14 protein-coding genes and 1 pseudogene are annotated in these 17617 nt (G+C 59.0%); 4 read left to right on the top strand and 11 right to left on the bottom strand.

Annotated features, from left to right (window positions below; all coding sequences use genetic code 11):
- Window positions 1–68 precede the first annotated feature (68 nt).
- Window positions 69–1094 carry a LacI family DNA-binding transcriptional regulator gene (locus tag FYJ43_RS00845; protein ID WP_229771544.1) on the top strand — a complete coding sequence of 342 codons (1026 nt, stop codon included), beginning with the start codon at window positions 69–71 and terminating at the stop codon, window positions 1092–1094.
- Between the two features lie 76 nt (window positions 1095–1170).
- Window positions 1171–2223, top strand: coding sequence for a thioredoxin-disulfide reductase (trxB, locus tag FYJ43_RS00850; RefSeq protein WP_154561147.1), 1053 nt, complete (start codon window positions 1171–1173; stop codon window positions 2221–2223).
- Window positions 2224–2626: 403 nt separating this feature from the next.
- Here the strand turns inward: trxB and FYJ43_RS00855 are convergent, their stop codons facing one another.
- Complete coding sequence (locus tag FYJ43_RS00855) at window positions 2627–3472, bottom strand: pseudouridine synthase (RefSeq protein ID WP_154562045.1); 846 nt, start codon at window positions 3470–3472, stop codon at window positions 2627–2629.
- Between the two features lie 448 nt (window positions 3473–3920).
- Here FYJ43_RS00855 and FYJ43_RS00860 point away from each other — a divergent pair, with 448 nt between their 5' ends.
- Both FYJ43_RS00860 and FYJ43_RS00865 read left to right on the top strand, forming a co-directional pair.
- Complete coding sequence (locus FYJ43_RS00860) at window positions 3921–5093, top strand: MFS transporter (RefSeq protein ID WP_154562047.1); 1173 nt, start codon at window positions 3921–3923, stop codon at window positions 5091–5093.
- A 1-nt stretch (window position 5094) separates the two neighbouring features.
- Window positions 5095–5293 (top strand): annotated as a pseudogene (locus FYJ43_RS00865) (alpha/beta hydrolase); the annotation flags it as partial.
- 147 nt (window positions 5294–5440) lie between these two features.
- Here the strand turns inward: FYJ43_RS00865 and FYJ43_RS00870 are convergent.
- From FYJ43_RS00870 to FYJ43_RS00915, 10 genes are all read right to left on the bottom strand, one after another.
- Window positions 5441–5878 (bottom strand): OsmC family protein, encoded by a 438-nt coding sequence (locus tag FYJ43_RS00870; protein WP_154561149.1) that lies wholly within the window; start codon window positions 5876–5878, stop codon window positions 5441–5443.
- Between the two features lie 9 nt (window positions 5879–5887).
- A complete protein-coding gene (trxA, locus tag FYJ43_RS00875; protein ID WP_154561151.1) occupies window positions 5888–6214 on the bottom strand; it encodes a thioredoxin in 327 nt (108 codons plus the stop codon).
- A 256-nt stretch (window positions 6215–6470) separates the two neighbouring features.
- Window positions 6471–7529 (bottom strand): NAD(P)H-dependent glycerol-3-phosphate dehydrogenase, encoded by a 1059-nt coding sequence (locus FYJ43_RS00880; protein WP_154561153.1) that lies wholly within the window; start codon window positions 7527–7529, stop codon window positions 6471–6473.
- A gap of 132 nt (window positions 7530–7661) precedes the next feature.
- Window positions 7662–8636 (bottom strand): sugar-binding transcriptional regulator, encoded by a 975-nt coding sequence (locus FYJ43_RS00885; protein WP_154561155.1) that lies wholly within the window; start codon window positions 8634–8636, stop codon window positions 7662–7664.
- A 19-nt stretch (window positions 8637–8655) separates the two neighbouring features.
- The gene (gene tkt / locus FYJ43_RS00890; protein WP_326833208.1) at window positions 8656–10713 is read right to left on the bottom strand and encodes a transketolase; all 2058 of its coding nucleotides are present in this window, start codon (window positions 10711–10713) and stop codon (window positions 8656–8658) included.
- Between the two features lie 136 nt (window positions 10714–10849).
- Window positions 10850–12559: a ribulokinase gene (locus FYJ43_RS00895; RefSeq protein WP_154561157.1), complete on the bottom strand. Its 1710-nt coding sequence runs from the start codon at window positions 12557–12559 to the stop codon at window positions 10850–10852.
- 75 nt (window positions 12560–12634) lie between these two features.
- Window positions 12635–13999, bottom strand: coding sequence for a sn-glycerol-1-phosphate dehydrogenase (locus tag FYJ43_RS00900; protein WP_154561159.1), 1365 nt, complete (start codon window positions 13997–13999; stop codon window positions 12635–12637).
- A gap of 26 nt (window positions 14000–14025) precedes the next feature.
- Window positions 14026–15588, bottom strand: coding sequence for an FGGY-family carbohydrate kinase (locus FYJ43_RS00905; RefSeq protein WP_154561161.1), 1563 nt, complete (start codon window positions 15586–15588; stop codon window positions 14026–14028).
- Between the two features lie 65 nt (window positions 15589–15653).
- Window positions 15654–16508 (bottom strand): HAD-IIA family hydrolase, encoded by an 855-nt coding sequence (locus FYJ43_RS00910; RefSeq protein WP_154561163.1) that lies wholly within the window; start codon window positions 16506–16508, stop codon window positions 15654–15656.
- Between the two features lie 19 nt (window positions 16509–16527).
- Complete coding sequence (locus tag FYJ43_RS00915) at window positions 16528–17607, bottom strand: hypothetical protein (protein WP_154561165.1); 1080 nt, start codon at window positions 17605–17607, stop codon at window positions 16528–16530.
- Window positions 17608–17617: the final 10 nt, after the last annotated feature.

A 17617-nucleotide genomic window follows, 5' to 3' on the forward strand; every position in this document is an offset into this window, starting at 1 on the left:
CAAGATGCACGCCAAAGCGTTACCCGGCGATATTGCTCGGACCACCTCGAGGGTCTAAAGTCATGGCCATGACAGCGCGGCTCGTAGATGTTGCCGAAGCCGCAGGGGTGTCTGTTAAGACTGTTTCTAACGTTGTACATAAGAGCCCGCACGTCCGTCCTGGTACCCGGGCTCGGGTCGAACAGGTGATCAAGGAGCTTGACTACCAACCCAACCGCGCAGCTCGTCAGTTGAAAGCTGGCCGAACCGGATTCATCGCTCTGGCCCTCCCAGAAATCAAGACCCCCTACTTTGCAGAGCTCACCTCTCGTATTTCAGAACGGGCCAAAAAGGAGGAACTCGTCGCGCTGCTGGAGTTGACTGGCGCGGATCCCGTCATGGAAAACCGAGTACTCACTCGGTTGGGCCGGGGCGTCGTGGATGGGATTGTGTTCTCACCCCTGACTCTGACTGCGAAAGAAATTTCCGACCATCCCACCAGTGTTCCCATGGTGTTACTCGGTGAACGAGCAACTCCGCCCAACCATGACCATGTTGCAGTGAGATCTGTTGACGCAGCACGCCGGATGACCGAGCATCTTATTGAAGTTGGCTGTCAACGGATCGCCGCCATCGGTCACGTCCCAAATCAGGGTACTGCCTCGACACGGCTCGCCGGGTACCGTCAGGCGCTCAAAGCAGCAGATATTCCCTTCGACGACGATCTGGTGGTGGGCGTATCTACTTACTCGCGATCAGCTGGGTTTGATGCCATGAACAGCCTACTCGGCCTCGCAAAGAAGCCCGACGCAGTCTTCTGTTTCAACGACACAATGGCAATCGGTGCGATTCGCGCCTGTCACGAAGCTGGGGTAAAAGTGCCGCAAGACATCGCAATTGCGGGATTCGACAACACTGAAGAGGGGGTCTACTCAACTCCAACTCTGACCACAATCGCTCCCGATCTTGACGCGCTCGCTGACAAGACCCTGACAATCCTCGTCCAACGCATCGGTCAATCCAGCAGTAACGCGAATCAATCAGGAACGAGCGTCCCCGTACCGTGGCACCTCGTCATTCGTGAGAGCACCGGAGGCCCCACCATCCACCCTTAATCCCACCGGGAATGTCGTGACAGCTTTGTGCGCTGGATAGGTTGATCCTTGAACCAGTCACCGACCAGGAGACGACATGACTACCCAGCCACTTGTGCCCAAGACCATCCTCGGCAGCATTTCACTATCTGATTCCCGAGAGGACAACACCACCCAACCCTCTCCTGACGTCGTCTACGCAGACACTCAGGGGAACGACGAACCTCGCGACGTCATTATCGTCGGTTCCGGACCCGCCGGGTACACTGCCGCTGTCTATACCGCTCGTGCTGGGTTGAAACCGTTGGTCTTCGAGGGGTCGATGGATGCCGGCGGTGCTCTCATGCAAACCACCGAGGTCGAAAACTACCCGGGCTTCTCCGAGGGGATCATGGGCCCAGACCTCATGGCACAGATGCGGGCCCAGGCCGAACGGTTCGGGGCCGAGCTTGTCGCCGATGACGTGACCGACGTTGATCTCACCGGCGAGATCAAGACAGTCGTCGATACCGACGGGAATACCCACAAGGCGCGGGTTGTCATTCTTGCCATGGGGTCGGCCTACCGCAAACTCGGGCTTGAGGATGAGTCTCGACTATCTGGGCGCGGCGTGTCGTGGTGCGCCACCTGTGACGGGTTTTTCTTCACCGGAAAGGATATCGCCGTCGTGGGAGGTGGTGACTCCGCAGTTGAAGAAGCCACCTTCCTTACCCGATTCGCCAACTCAGTAACCCTCGTTCATCGTCGCGACCAGTTACGCGCCTCTCAGATCATGGCTGACCGTGCTGCAGCCGATCCGAAGATCACGTTCGCGTGGGATAGCGAGATCGTTGCCATGCAGGGCGACTCGAAGCTTGAGTCGATCACGCTGCGCGACACTAAAACCGGCGTCGAGCGTCAGCTCGACGTCGCTGGAGTCTTTGAAGCCATCGGTCACGATCCTCGCTCCGAGTTGGTTCGCGGCCAAGTTGACGTGGACGAGGCTGGTTACGTCGTGTGCGCTGAGCCGTCCACGCGCACCAATGTGCCGGGAGTCTTCGCCTGTGGTGACCTGGTTGACTCCCACTACCAGCAAGCCGTCACCGCAGCCGGGTCCGGGTGTCGTGCCGCCCTGGATGCCGAGCGGTTCCTGGCTGAGCTTGGTCGCTGACGCATTGGGCGGGCACTCGCACACGGGATAGTCCTGTAACACACCGTCTGAGCATCGTTGATGCGAGCATGGCCGGCGGCGGTGCGGAATTCTCCCGCTATCTGCACTGCCGGGCGATTTTCATCACTTCGCAACGGTCCCGGGTATCGCTGAGCCCGTCATCTGCCTGGCCCGGGAAAAATCGACGCGAGTAGGGTTCCCCGACGCTAAGCACGCAGGAGTGGTGGTTATTTTTGACGGCTGGTGTGTGGCGTGGGTCCGCCGTCGTTACGCAGCGCCCAGAATGCGCCTGCCATATGGCAGAGAGGCACAACGATGACGTGCACACAGCCCGCGCAATCACAGCTCCTCATCCGCGTGACCTGACCTTTGTCGTCCAACCAGCAGCATTGAGCATGTTCTCTCACATCCAGGCAGCCAATCTCAGTCTCGAGGTGAAAACTCTCGGGTCCCCTGTGACGGGGTCGGTAAAGCCCATCTGCCATGCCTGCAACTGGAGTGGGTGGGTGAAGTCGTCGATCGGGGTGTCGAGAACTACCGGGTAAAAAGGGTCATTCACAATTGGGGCGCCTAAGCGTTGCATATGAAGACGAATTTGGTGAGTGCGGCCGGTCCTAGGGCTGGCCTCATATAGGCCTAACTCTCCGTGCTCACCTATCAATTCGACATCGGTGATGGCATTCGGCTCTCCAGGCACCTCCCGAGCCTGCAAAATCCCCCTCTCTTTAACGATCCGGGACCTCACCTGCCAGCCGCCTTTCGTCGCGACGATCCCCTCACCAGCCGGATCGTGCACCACCGGCGCTACAAGCCGGTATTTTTTGACGACCTCACGACGCTCGAACATCTCCTGATATGGTCGACGCCACTGGCGCTCCCGGGTCAGCAGCAACACGCCGGCAGTAACTCGATCCAAGCGATGGGCCACCGTTAGTTCTGGCAAGTTCAGTTGAGTACGTAATCGGACGACAACCGACTCGACGACATGGCTTCCCCGGGGAATCGAGGACAGAAAGTGTGGCTTGTCGACGACGAGGATGCGTTCATCGGAATAAAGGATGCCGATTTCTCCCGGGACGGGGGTCTCGACGGGTAGATCTCGGTGGAAGAAGATGAACGTCTGGGGCACGAAAGGCGAATCCTGCTGGAACGAGCGCCCCGATTCATCAACGAATCTTCCCTCGCGAAGCATCTCGTCAACACGACTGGCACCCATCCTGGGGAGCTTCTCGACCAGGTACTCCCGCATCGTCACCCATGGCCAGCCCTCAACCCCACGTTCCTGCGCCAACCGACGGCACTGTCCATGATCGGGTGTGCAAACCCACGCCGATTCCAAGCCATGACGTTGGGGTAGTGGAGACCGAGGCACCGCCCCAGCCTAAAGCCACCAACCCCTTCCCCCTTAACCCACCGCCGGTAGTGAACAAAAATCCCTCCTCGCGAAGAGGTGGAGCGCAGCCGCGCCTGAACCCATTGCGGACCGGGATATTCGACCCCCACCGCGGTCGAATCACACACAGGTCGACCGCGGCGCAACCGCGCTCTACATTACCTAGTAATACTAGGGTTTTGTGGAGGACGGCCTAGCCCTCACCTCGCTGGCAAAGGAGCTAACCCCTATGACGGCAACCCAACGAAGGGCTGTTCAGCCCCGGCATAAGCGGTACCCCGATACCGGTCGCCTCGGCGCAGTGATGTTCATCGGACAATTGGGGTGGGCAGCCGTCGGGGCTTCCGGTAGCACGCTGTTGGCAGCACTTGCCGCTGAGGTCAAACCCGACGATAAGGTCAATTATCTCGCCCTACTCACGACTACCGGCGCGCTTGTTGCCGTCATCTGCATGATCCTGGCTGGAACACTGTCAGACCGCACTCGATCCAAGTTCGGCCCACGCAATCCATGGATCATCGGCGGAGCCATCGTCGGCACCCTGGCTTTCGCGTGCATCGGCTTAACCCGCAATCCCACCCTCCTCGTCATCGCGCAGATGGTGTACCAGGGCGGGCTCAACTGCATGCTCAGCGCTTTCAATGCCGTGCCGCCGGACTACGTCCCTGACTCCGTTCTCGGTAAGGTTTCAGCATTTGGTGGCGCGGGCTACCTCCTCGCCCAAATCATTGGTGCGGTGATCGCTGGGACTTTGGTGACCCACCCATCACACGGGTTCCTGATAGCGGCATGGATGATGATGGCGTCGAGCATCATCGTGGTGCTCCTGCTTCCACCCCACCCTCTACGAAACCAGTCCCCCCGTCCGCCCGTCACCTGGCACCAATTCGGCGCCCAGATAAAACCACCTTCCGACGGCCAGTTCTGGTGGATTCTGGTCGGTCGGTTCCTCTTCGTGATCTCTTTGTTCATGGTGATGCAGTTTCAGCTATACATCGCCACCGATGCGATGGGCATGACACGAGCAGCCGCCGGAAAACTCATCGCCACCAACTCCGCAGTTCTCGCCATCACGGCGATCATTCTCGACGCCGTCACGGGGCCATGGTCCGACAAAATTAAACGCCGCAAGCCTTTTACGATGATTGCCCCGCTCGTGGCCGGGGCTGGGATTATCCCCCTCCTCCTTGTCAACCAACCGTGGACTCTCACCATTTTCGCCGCGATGGGCGGGGTCGCGTTCGGTACCTATATGGCTGTCGACGGGGCGCTCATGGTGGAGGTGCTGCCCAACCGCGACGATTCCGCCCGCGACCTCAGCTTCCTCAACGCCGCCAATTCACTGCCAATCGTCTTCGCACCGGGCATTGGCGCGGCCCTGGTGAAGGCGGTCGGCTATCCCGGACTGTTCATTGCAACAATCATCCTGAGCATCCTGGGGTCGTTGTGCATCACACGGGTGACGAGGGTGACGTGAGATGAAGCTGGATCCACGACTGGCAGAAATCCCGGACCGCCAATCGAAAAGAAAAATAAACGCTCGCCGAGCAGCGGGCGCATAAAAGTGACGTGACCGCCCGCCTACGGGGAAAAATGACACCCGCGGTCCCTGGCTCGGTGATTCTCGAAGACCACACGGTCCCCAGACAGCCCTTCCCAAGGCCCCCGAGGCCGAAGAAAACATCACCTGCCCGCGAGATCTCATCTCCTGATGACGCGAAACGGCCGGGCCCGGGACTTTTCGCCACCGGATCCGGCCGCCGTCAGGTCCGCAGAAGGCCGCTCGTGGACACACTCCGCGTGAAAATACGATGAAGCAACCCGTTAGTCCAGCGGCTCGCCGGCGATGCTGAATGCAACTGGGGTCGGGGCCTCGACAGTCCGCGAGACGGTGCAATTTTTGTCGCGCGACATCGTGACAACTCGGTTGACCAGCCCTGCAGCCTCACGCCCCTCCTCGGTATCGGGAAAACTCAGCCGGAAGTCGACGGCGATGTCACCCAACGATGCCCGTCCTTCCTCGTCGCTGCGTTTGGTACCCGACACGGAAACGGTGAACTGGGTAGGCTCACCGCGGCGGCTTGTTACGGTGTCGACATCAATCGATGAGCACCCGCCGATTGCCGCCAACAGCAGCTCGACGGGGGTGAACTCGGCATCCTGACCCGACCCAAACCGAATCTGACCACCACGCGCGTTAGTGGCGGTATAACGGCCCCCACTACGACGGACCAAGGAAACCTTCTTAGTGGCAGACGGCATGACCCCTCCTCAGGCAACAAACTCTTCGATGACTTTAACTAGCGCCTTCTTCGTCTTGCCGCCCTGCAGCGATTTGACGAGCTGGCCGCCCTGCCATACCTGGATGGTAGGTAGGGACATGATCCCTTGCTCGGCAGCCACCCGAGTATTGACGTTGGTGTCGACTTTGGCGAAGACCATCCGGTCGCCGTACGTCCCAGCGAGCTCTTCGATGATCGGGGAGAGCTGCTTACAGGGCGCGCACCAGTCGGCCCAGTAGTCGACAAGGACCGGCGTGGAAGCGCCGAGAACCTCGGAGGCGAAGGTCGCGTCGGTGACCTCGATGACGTTGTTCATGACAGCCTTTCTAAGACGACCAGTCGAGTCTAGGTCGTGGCGGCTCGTTGAGCACCCCAAGTTCACGATGGCCGAGCGGATTCTCAGGCTGCTGCGTGAACGCCTCGGTGGCAGCCATCGCCCGGTGCGAAAAATCCCGGCCCAAGGCGGCATCGGGAACCACAGTGCCCAAGCCCCACCCAACTCGGTACTTTTCGCAACCGATCCGTGGTTAGAGGCGCATCTCCCCTCGATAGGGATCATGCCGACAAGCACGTCATTTTTCTCCGCCGAAGAACTTCTTCCAGGGCAGATCAAGGGGAGCATCGTGGGCGACGATGTCATATAGAGCCCGCACCAACGGGTAATCGTCTTTGGCAACAACCCCGCGCTGGGTCAGCTTTTCAATCGCTTCGCCAACCACGTCGATGGCCGCGACACCTTCAAGAGTGATGCCTTTCATGGTGACATTACGGATTTGCGAGAACGGCACCCCGGCACCAACGTAAGTTCCGGCCCGCACATTGCGCCCGCCCATCGTGGTGACGAACATGTCGCCGACCCCGCCTAGACCAGTCGCGACCTCCGGATCACCACCCATGAAGGTAACCATCTGTTTAAGCTCGCGGGCACCCTCACCAAAAAGTGCCGCAGTGTAGTCATACATGGCGTACTGAGCGTCAGCCTGCCCAGCTTTTTCCAGCATGCCAGCAGCAAAACCTCCACCGAATGCGAAGATGTTCTTCATACACGCACCGACCTCATGGCCGACGAAGTCGGTAGACGTCCAGACGTGGTAATAATCAGTGCGATATGCCTTGGCAAGACGGTCGAGGATCTCCTGCTGCTCCCCACAAAACACAACGCACGTGTCGCGATGCACTGCCAGTTCACCGGCAATCGACGGACCAACAATGGCTGCCCAGTGGACCTTATCGGCAAGGTCCCCCATGCGTTTCTTCAGTACCTCGGGCAAAATGTGGAGGGTGCCGTCCTCGTCGGCCTGCATGCCCTTGGTTATACACAGGATGGTCTGCCCGGGCGTGGCTAGGCTAGCCAGCTGCTCTCCCGCCCAATTGACCCCGAATGAATTGACGCCGCTCATGACGACATCGGCTCCTTCTATGGCTTTAGCGGCATCAGCGAAGTGGTAGGCCTTGACACGCTCATCAACCCTAAGTTTAAGAACCGGGTGCTCCCGGGTGGCTTGAATGGAATCGATAATCTCGTCATCGAGATGGGTTCCAATGAGGCTCACCTCGTTGCCGTTCTCAACAGCGGGGAACGTCAATGCGGTGGCCATGACACCCGCACCGAGCACTGCAATCCTGAGCATCTTTGCACCTCCGAAAGTGGGTTTTGGCCCGACTGTGGGCCCGACGCGTTTCACGGTAACGTCAGGGCACGCAGGAGTCTCACTTTCGTCAACAGCCTGCACTTCCGTGCATATCGTCGTCGACTCTCTGCTTCACTGGAGGGCGTGCTCGGCAACACGGGCGTCAATAACAAGGTCGGTACACAAGCCACCGTGTAGGGCTGCCCCCATCGCCTCAGCTTTTTCTGCCCCAGATGCAACGGCAAGCACCCTACGGCCTCGCAAACGGCCATGGCCCTTTCTGCCCCTGACCCGAACGCAATCCAGGTCTACTGAGATGGTGCGGGAATCCAATTCCTCATCAACAACATCGCCATTGACGTCAACGTAATGGCTCATGATGTCTGCGCTAGCTCCATTATTTCGCAGCTGCTCAATACCGTCGGTCGTGACGTGGCCAGCCGTCGCCAGAATCGAGTCAAGGCTCACTGCCCCAGGTGAATACACCACAAGATCCGCCTTTTGGGCGGCCTCCAGCGGGCGCGAAACGGACGCATCTTGCCGCAGCATATTCCCCAGATCCACTGACTCCACGATCGTAGGAGCTTGCAAGGTAAGAGACCGCCCTGGGCCGCGCTCGGCCATCCGAACGACAGAACGTCCGACAAGATCATTTCTGGTGACGGCGACCCCGCCATTGGTCTGGGCGACGACGACGTCAGGGTTCCAGCCCGATCCCAAATGCTGGGCTACATGAGCCATGGTCCGACCCCAACTGACCGCGACCACCCGCGGTCGTGGTCGCCATTCAGACAGCCGCTGCGCTGCCGTCCGGGTGACGAGTTCCATGGTCAACTCGTCACTGGCCTGGACAGGCACGACGACGACTGACTGTAATCCAAAATTGTCAACCAACTCGGTTTCGAGTCGGTGATGCCGGGCAAGGGGATGGTCAATGGTGATCTTGACCATCCCAGTACGACGAGCCTCCTCGAGGATCCTGCCGACGGTCCAACGACTCATGGAGAGTCGCTGAGCAATGGCGGCATGGGTCATCTGCTCGAAGTAGTACATTTCCGCGACGTGGAGCATCTCCTCGTCGTGGCTCGCCCGGCGTCGATTCGGCATCGCTTTGACTTACTCCGTCTCACAGCACAGTGTGAGCGACCTCCACAACGTGATCTGCGGTGAACCCGAACTTCTTAGACAACAGGGCCCCAGCTGCTGAAGCGCCGAAGTGTTCCAGAGACACCGAAGCCCCCTTGTAGCCGACGTATTTCGTCCACCCCAAAGCGATACCGGCCTCGACACTCACCCGGGCAGTTACCGAGCTGGGCAGCACGGATTCACGGTACGCGTCATCTTGCTCATCGAACCATTCTTGGCATGGCATCGAGACGACGCGAGTCGGGATGCCGTCGCCCTCGAGCTTCTTCTGCGCCTCCAGAGCCACCGACAGCTCGGACCCCGTACCGATGAGGATGAGCTTGGGATCGCTGCTGGCTTCGCAGACCACGTAGGCACCTTTGGCAACCCCCTCAGCCGAGGCGTATTCACTGCGGTCGATCGTCGGCAGGTCCTGGCGCGATAGAACCAGGCCGGCGGGACGGTCGGTGTGCTCCAAAATCGTGCGCCACGCCACTGCGGTCTCGTTAGCGTCGGCGGGACGGACGATATCGAGGCCCGGGATGGCTCGATAAGAGGCGAGGTGCTCGACCGGCTGATGAGTGGGGCCATCTTCACCGACGCCGATGGAGTCGTGAGTCCACACGAAGATAGATGGCACTTTCATCAGGGCCGCGAGGCGTACCGACGGACGCATGTAGTCAGAGAAGACGAAGAAGGTTCCGCCGTAGCAGCGGGTCAGACCCGACAGCGTGATGCCGTTGACGATGCCTCCCATGGCGTGTTCGCGAACACCGAAGTGAATGGTGCGCCCGTACGGGCCACCCGGATCCTTCTCGGAGCAGCGGTCTTCGGGGAGGAAGGAGTCGGCCCCTTTCATAGTCGTGTTGTTCGATCCGGCGAGGTCTGCCGATCCACCCCACAGCTCAGGAAGCTGTGGACCCAGGGCACTCAGGACGGCCCCTGACGCTTTGCGTGTGCTCATTTTACCGGGTTCAAAAGTCGGGATGTCGAGGCCTTCGGGCAATGTGTGGGCGACCATCCGTTCGAGCAGGGCGACGCCGTCGGGGTTGGCGTCCCGCCAGGCGGCGAACCTCTCATCCCAAGCCTTGCGCAAGGTTTTACCGCGCTCAGCGAAAGCCGCGCGCACCGTCTGCACCATCTTGAGGTCGATGGCAAAAGGCTTGTCCTCGAAGCCGAGCTTCTCTTTGAGCGCACTAACCCCCTCGGCACCGATCTTCGCACCGTGTAGCTGGGCTCGACCGGCAAGCCCCGGGATTGGCCAGCCAATGACAGTGGTGAGCCTGATAAGGGACGGCTTGTCAGTGACAGTCTTAGCGTTGTCGATGGCTGCCATCAGAGCCTCGACGTTTTCTTCGTAAGTAGTGCCGCCGTTGGTGAAATCGACGTGCTGGACATGCCAACCGTAGGCTTCGTAGCGGGCCTCGACATTCTCCGAGAATGCGATGGCAGTATCACCCTCAATGGTGATCCGGTTGTCGTCATAGAACATGATGAGGTTGCCCAATTCCTGGGTCCCTGCCAGCGACGACGCCTCCGACGCAACACCTTCCTGCATACATCCGTCACCGGCAATGGCGTAGACGTAGTGGTCGAACGGACTCGTACCGGCAGCAGCGTCAGGGTCGAGCAAGCCTCGCTCACGGCGAGCCGCCATGGCCATACCGACGGCGTTAGCGACACCGGAACCGAGCGGGCCGGTGGTGGTTTCCACGAATTTCGTCACGCCGTATTCCGGGTGCCCGGGCGTCAAGGACCCCCACGTTCGCAATGACTCCAGGTCGGACAACTCGAGCCCCAGCCCGGCTAGGTAGAGCTGGGTGTACTGAGTCAGTGAGGAATGCCCTGCCGACATGATGAAGCGATCGCGTCCGAGCCAATTCGGGTCGGACGGGTCAATGGACATCACCTTGTGGTAGAGCAAGTAGCCCAGCGGGGCTAGGGAAATAGCGGTGCCGGGGTGACCGTTACCTGTCTTTTCGACGGCATCGGCCGCCAGCACTCGGGCGGTATCGACAGCGAGCTTGTCGGTGTCGGTCCACGTCAGTTCGGTTGCCACGGTATTCCTCTCGTATTGGCTTATAGGCCTGATCTGTGTGATGTGTGTTCGCTCGTCACAGCGGATAGGTGGGGGCAGGTCGTCACAACGACCTTATTCGCATCCTTGCGGCTATGCACTTGTGGTCATACTCATCTCACATGTGTGCATCGTCGTCGCCTCCCGCTACTTTTGTCGATTCCGGTGCCCGAAGACGGGCCTGACGTCGTATCTCTTTGAGGCGATGCATCACCTGATTTCCGCCGCGGCCAAAGTAATCGTGAAGTCGAACGTATTCGGCGTACAAGGCGTCATACTGCAAGGCCCGCGTCTCATCAACCTGATAGACGCCTTCGGCCTTACCACCCATGGCTTGTGATGCCGCGCGCACATCCGGGTAAGCACCAGCGGCTACCGCACCGAAAATTGCCGAGCCGCGGGCACCCGGCTGCCCTGCTGTGCCTACTGATAGCGGCACTCGGCAAATATCGCAGAGCAACTGCATAAGGAAGGTGTTTTTCGTCAGCCCGCCAGCGACAACGAGCTCGTTGATGTCAACCCCCGACTTACGGAAAGACTCAATGATGGTGCGAGCGCCGAAAACTGCCGATTCCAGCAGGGCGCGATACTGGTCTTCCGGCGAGGTGGTAAGGGTCTGGCCGAGAATCATCCCGGACAACTTGGCGTCAGCCAGCACACAGCGGTTACCGTTATGCCAGTCCAGCGCGATGAGGCCATGCTCACCAACCTCCTGATGCGCGCACTTCTCGGTGAGCAATTCGTGGATGCTCATCCCCCGACGTTCGGCCTCGCTGGTGTACGAGGCGGGGACGCAGTTGTCGACAAACCAAGCGAAAAGGTCCCCGAACGCAGTCTGCCCGGCCTCGTAGCCCCAGGATCCCTCAATGATCCCACCATCGACGATGCCAAAAATTCCCGGCACATCCCGAGCCTGGGAATCCGAGACAACGTAGCAGGCAGAGGTTCCCATGATCGCAGTCATCTGTCCGTTCTCAACAGCCTGGACAGCCGCTGCTGTGACATGGGCGTCGATATTGCCGCTGGCCACCGCAATTCCAGCCGGCAGACCGAGCTGCTCGGCCCATTTTGACGTCAGGCCACCCACCCTGGCCCCTAAAGGCAGCACCGGAGCGTTCATGCGGGTGTCAAAAACGTCGGCAAACTCCGGGTTGAGGTTCGCTAGGAACTCCTTGGACGGGTACTCGCCATTTTGGTACATCCGTTTGTACCCAGAATCGCCCTGAGCAAACGTCAGAGCCCCGGTAAGCTGCCACGTGATCCAGTCAACGGCATCGCAGAAAACGTCGGTGGCGTGATACACCTCAGGTGCCCATTCGAGGGTCTCTAACACCTTCGGCACCAGCATCTCGGGAGACAAAACTCCTCCGTAGCGAGCTAGCCATGACTCCCGGCGCACCTGGGCTAGCTTGACAATGCGGTCTGCCTGGTCCTGGGCGCCGTGGTGCTTCCACAACTTCACCCAGGCGTGAGGGTTATTGACGAATTCTGGCAGCTGGCACATCGGGGTGCCGTCAGATGTCGCAGCAATCACGGTCGAGGACGTGAAATCCACTCCAATACCAATAATGTCGTCGGGCTCAACACCTGCAGCTGTGACAGCGGCGGGGACAATTGCCGCCAGAGTCTCGATGTAGTCACTGGGGTCTTGCAAAGCAAAGTCGGGCGGTAATTTTTGACCGTCCGCAGCACTCAGCACCCGATCCATGACGCCATGACGATACTCATGGACAGCGGTGCCCATTTCAGTACCGTCACTCACTCTGACGACAACAGCTCGTCCCGACAGAGTGCCAAAATCCAGCCCCACCACGAACTTGTCTGTCATGACCTTCTCCTTGGTGCAGTCGTCGGGTGAGGTCGGGCACATTAACCGGCCCCACCCGACGACGATCGTTGCGTGTCAGCTCTGCGGCCAGGGACGCTGTCCCCAGAACCCGTCAGGCTCGAACAGCGGCTCGACGAAGTCGCTGATGGTCCCGGTCTCAACCAACAGGTCAAGCAACGTGTAACGCGACCTAATCATTTGGCACCGGTAGTAAGTGTCGTGGAAGCGCTGCCGGGTCAGACCGATCTGGGCCGGGTGATAGACACCCCCGACAGCCTTGATAATGTCCTCCACGCGAGCCGCGGGCATCACCTGGGCACGGCAGCGTTCTCGAATCGTCGGCCACTGAGACTTCACAAGCTCTAGGCGCTCACGCAGCGCACCCGCATCGATGTATTTATCCATGGTCTGCTTGACCGCGGGCTCCAGCATGTCACCGGTGAAGCTGGCACGCACCTTGGCTTCCATCTGCGCAGCGGAAGGCCAGGTAGCAACAGCAGCCTCGACGTCGAGGGTAGTGAAATCGTGGTCCACTACCTTCTCCCACAGAGCCAGCACCGAAATGGTTCCTAGACCCACTTTGAACCCGTGTGTTAGTGGGGGTTCTTGGTTCATACCGAGGTGTTCCATTTCCCACAGATGGGAGAACTGATGGCCTGCGCCGGAGGCTGGACGAGACGAAATGCGGTATTTCTGCATCGCCAAACCAGACATCACTAGGCCTTCGATGAGACCATTAAATGCCTCCGGTTTTCCGTCGGCCAGGCCTTCGGGATCACCAATCGCGCTGACGAGTGGGCCCTGGACAAGATCCCAGACTTCGTTATTAATTGGCTCAATACCCAGTTCGTCGGCAAGGATCCAGTCGGCTCCCGCTGGCACCTTCTCGATGAGGTCTCCTAGACCAGTGGCGGTGCATCGGCGAGGTGCGCTGGCCATCGTGGGGAGATCTGCGATGAGGGCCTGCGGGGCTCGGCAGCTCATGGTGTGCTTGAAGCCGTTTTCGGTGATGGAGGCACCAAAGGCGGCGTACCCATCCATCGAGGCCGCCGTGCAAACATTCATATAGCGGCGGCCCAACTCGTCACTGGCTCGCTTGGTGAGGTCATTGAGGGTGCCCGAACCGATTGAGCAGGCAATCACCCCGTCGAGATCACGGATGTGGTCACGGATCTTTTCGATGTTCTCGTAGCAGGCGTAGACCGTGGGGCGTCCTGGGAAGACCATCGGTTCGACGGTCTCGACCCTATTGGCCGTCAACGACGCTGTGACCTGCTCGCCAGCAACGGCCCACGTATTCTCGTCGGCAATGACGATCGCCCTTGCGTCACCGAACAATTCTTTGAACACATGCCCAGTTTCATCGAGCACATCGTGACCCATGATTACGATATCCGTGTCGTCACAATCATTTAATGCCTTGTCAATCAATTCAGACATTATCTCTCCTCTGATCAGTATGGTCGTCAGTTCTTGTTGGCCTCGTGATCGACCATGTCATGAATCATGGGGCGCAATTTCGGGTAGGTATCGCAGTATTTATCCAGGTAGTATTGATACTCCTCGTGCCGGTCCTGACGAGGTTCAACGAGGTCAATCTCATGAACCATGTGCGCGGCAGCTTCAGGTAAATCTTTGAACAGGCCAGCGCCTACAGCAGCCACCGTGCAGGTGCCGAGGACGACGGCGTCACCAACCTCGGTCAGCGCGATCGGGACTCCGCTAACATCGGAGTGCATTTGCATCCAGTCGCGGCTCTTGGTCGCGCCGCCACATGCAACCATGCGATTGACCTCGAAACCGGCAGCCTTCATGGCGCGCAAGTTGTGGGCTGTGCCGTAACAGACCGACTCCTGAATGGCATGGTAGAAGTGTGCCGGAGTGTGCATAAGTGATAGGCCCCAAATGATGCCGCGAGCTTTAGAATCGGTGTATGGGGTGCGGTTTCCTTGGAAATACTCATTAATGATGAGGCCGTCTGAGCCCGGCCGAATATTTCTAGATTGTTCATTAAGGACATCATAGGGATTGAGGCCGATCTTCTCAGCAGCTGCCGTGTAGTCGGCCGCGAAATTGTCCTTGAACCACTTGAGTACCGAACCGGTCGAAACCTGGCTTCCTTCGACGGTGTACTGACCAGGCATGACGGCGTCAGTGTAGGCACCAAAGAACCCGTTGCCGTGGATCTCGACATTGGATTGACCAGTGAGAACGTGCGAGGAACCGGTGATGAGAGCCATCGAACCTGGAGCCAACACGCCGAGACCTATTTGACCGGCCCAGGCGTCACCGAGTCCCTGAGCGACTGGAATTCCCGGACGCAGACCCAGCAACTGGGCCGGTATTGTGCCGAGCGTGCCAACCGGGGTGCCCAGATCAAGGACTCGTTCTGAGATCTTGTCAAAAACGTCACCACACCCGATGGTTTCGTAAAAATCTTCTGGCCAGCCACCCTTGTCGCGGTTGTAGTACATCCGGATGGCAGCAGAGTTGATGTTCGTCGTCCACTCGCCGGTGAGCTTGTACGTCACCCAATCCGGGGCGTCGACGAGGTGAACGGCTTTGCGGTAAGTCTCTGTCTCATGCTCACGCAGCCATGCCGCTTTGAAGGGATACCACTCGGCGGTAGCCGACGAGGTTCCGGCACCGTTGTAGAGACGCGCAACTGAGTCGGACCCGTCAGCTCGAGCGGCTTGCTCAGTAGCACGGACGTCCATCCACATGATGGCTGGACGCAGTTCATTGCCGCGCTCGTCCATGGCCACCATCGTCAACGTCGTCGCATCGTAGGAGATACCGGCGATCGCCGCCGGGGATATTCCAGCTGCGGCGATGGCACGGTGGCACGACGCTTGCAGCGCCTTCCACCATTCCTCGGGATCCTGTTCAGCCCACCCTGGGCGAGGATGGGTGGTTTTGTAGGGAGTCACTGCGAAAGTCAGCGGGCGTCCTTCAAGGTCAAAAATTGCCACTCGGCACGACTCTGTACCGTAGTCAATGCCCAAAAGGTAGGGTCCGTTGTTCAACATCGTTGTCTCCTGTGAGTGTGTCTTTTCGGGGCTGTGGCCACCATGCACGCAACCCCGCCGTCGTCTTAGGCGTTGTCTTCGGTCCAGCCGAGTTCCTGCCACACCGAGGCAGGGATCAGCCGGTCAATGCGATCAAGAGTCCACGTGGGACGGTGGTCGGCGTCCAGGGATGCAATGTCTTCAGCAGTAGCCTCGCCGGTAAGCACGCACGCTGATTTCATGCCAGTGTCGAGAGCCATTTGGATGTCTGTCTGCAGGCGGTCGCCAACCATGACGCACTCGGAAGGTTCAACGCTGAGGCCGGACAATGCCTCGGTGAGCATCACCGGAGAAGGTTTCCCCAAGCTGATCTTGCATTGCTGTCCGGTGCAGGCCTCGATAGCTGCGGTGATAGCAGCGCAGTCGGGCTCACCACGACCGCCAGGAAAGGGACAAAACCTGTCTGGATTGGTCTGAATGAGGAAAGCGCGCTGGTAATACCAGATAGCGTCAAAGGCGATTTGTAGCTTGCGGTAGTCGAATGTGCGGTCATAAGACGCTATGACGATGTCAATCTTCTGAGGATCATCACATAGCTCAATTCCAGCCTCTTGCAGACTCCGTTTGAGGGGCTCCTCCGCGATGGCGAAGACCTTAGCATCAGGGTGATTGTTCACCAGCCAGCGCGTCGTCGTCACGACGGTATTAGAAATGTCCCCGATAGCGGTTGCCAATCCCAATTTTCCAAGCTTCTCGACATACTGGCCCGGATCCTTCGTTGGATTGTTCGAAAGAAATCTCACCGGAATCCCTCGACGACGCAACTCCTCAACCATACGGCGGGCACCAGTCAATAGGTGATCGCCAAGGTAAATGGTGCCGTCCATGTCGAAAACATAGGCCTTAGCGAATTCGGTTGGTGCGTCGATAACGTCGTTCATGGTTGCTACTTTCCTTAGATCAGGCGAACAAAGCAGCCAGCGTGACGACCACAGTGTTGCTTAGCCATATGGCAGCAGCTGGCGGGTCAATGTGGCTGGTGCCGCGGTCGTACCACAGCCGGGCACAGAACTCGCCGAGACCGGCGGTAAAGATGCCGAAAATAGCGGCGATAAGCAGGGCGATGGCTGCCATCCCCCAGGTGTGGGAATCCCACGTTGAGGTGGCGGTCCAGGTGTAGGTGCCGATGCTCTTACCCATGAGCAACGGGAAGAACTGCACTGCCGCCAAACCGGCGATATTCGTCACGTGGTGTTGAACCGGCATGTTCCGGTTGGTGATGAGGAACAGAATAATGACGGCCGAAATCCCGAAGCAGAAACTATTGGCGTTGAGGGCAGCCGCATTGTTGGCGAATCCTTGTTTCGTGAGGTGAGCACCAACATTCGCAGCAAGGAAAAGAGACGCACCGCCGGCAAAGACGCCAAAAAGGGAACCGATCGTCAGAAGCTGACTAGGCTTTTCCTGCCACTCTAGCCACCGTCCGTTGGGGCCCGGCTTGATCTTAGCCGGAAAAGTAGCGGCTCCTTCATGGAAGAGCTCCGGGTTGTGCAAAGAACCACGGAATATGCCCCTTCCGGGGACGCCGCCAAACATTAGGCGGGCGAGCAAACCGGAGAGCAGGACCGTCAGAGCGACGGAGTCAGTGTGTTTGCCGAACCACGGAATGTTCGAGACGCCAATCTGGCATAGGTATCCAAAAACGCCAAAGAGGCCGCCAACGAGGAGGATGTCAGGGCGGCCGATTCCGGCCAGCGGGGTATTGACATCCTTGCCATCGTCGAGGCGACCGCGGTACCGGGCGTAAATGGCTGCTGCGACGCCTCCAGCGAAGGCGACATGCGGACCCATGAATGGGCCTAAAGCCAGGTAGTCCAGGCCAAAAGTATTTCCGGTTGCGGCAAAAATGCCCCACGATGCCAGAACGCAAAACCCGGTAAGAACGAAAGCGTAGTTACCGCCTATGGCAGCTCCTACCGCACCGCCGGCGATGGCGGCGAGAAGTCCGAAAATGAAAACTCCAGCAGAAGTGGTGAACATCAGTGTTCCT

This window comes from Cutibacterium porci (assembly GCF_009696315.1).
Lineage (GTDB): Bacteria > Actinomycetota > Actinomycetes > Propionibacteriales > Propionibacteriaceae > Cutibacterium > Cutibacterium porci.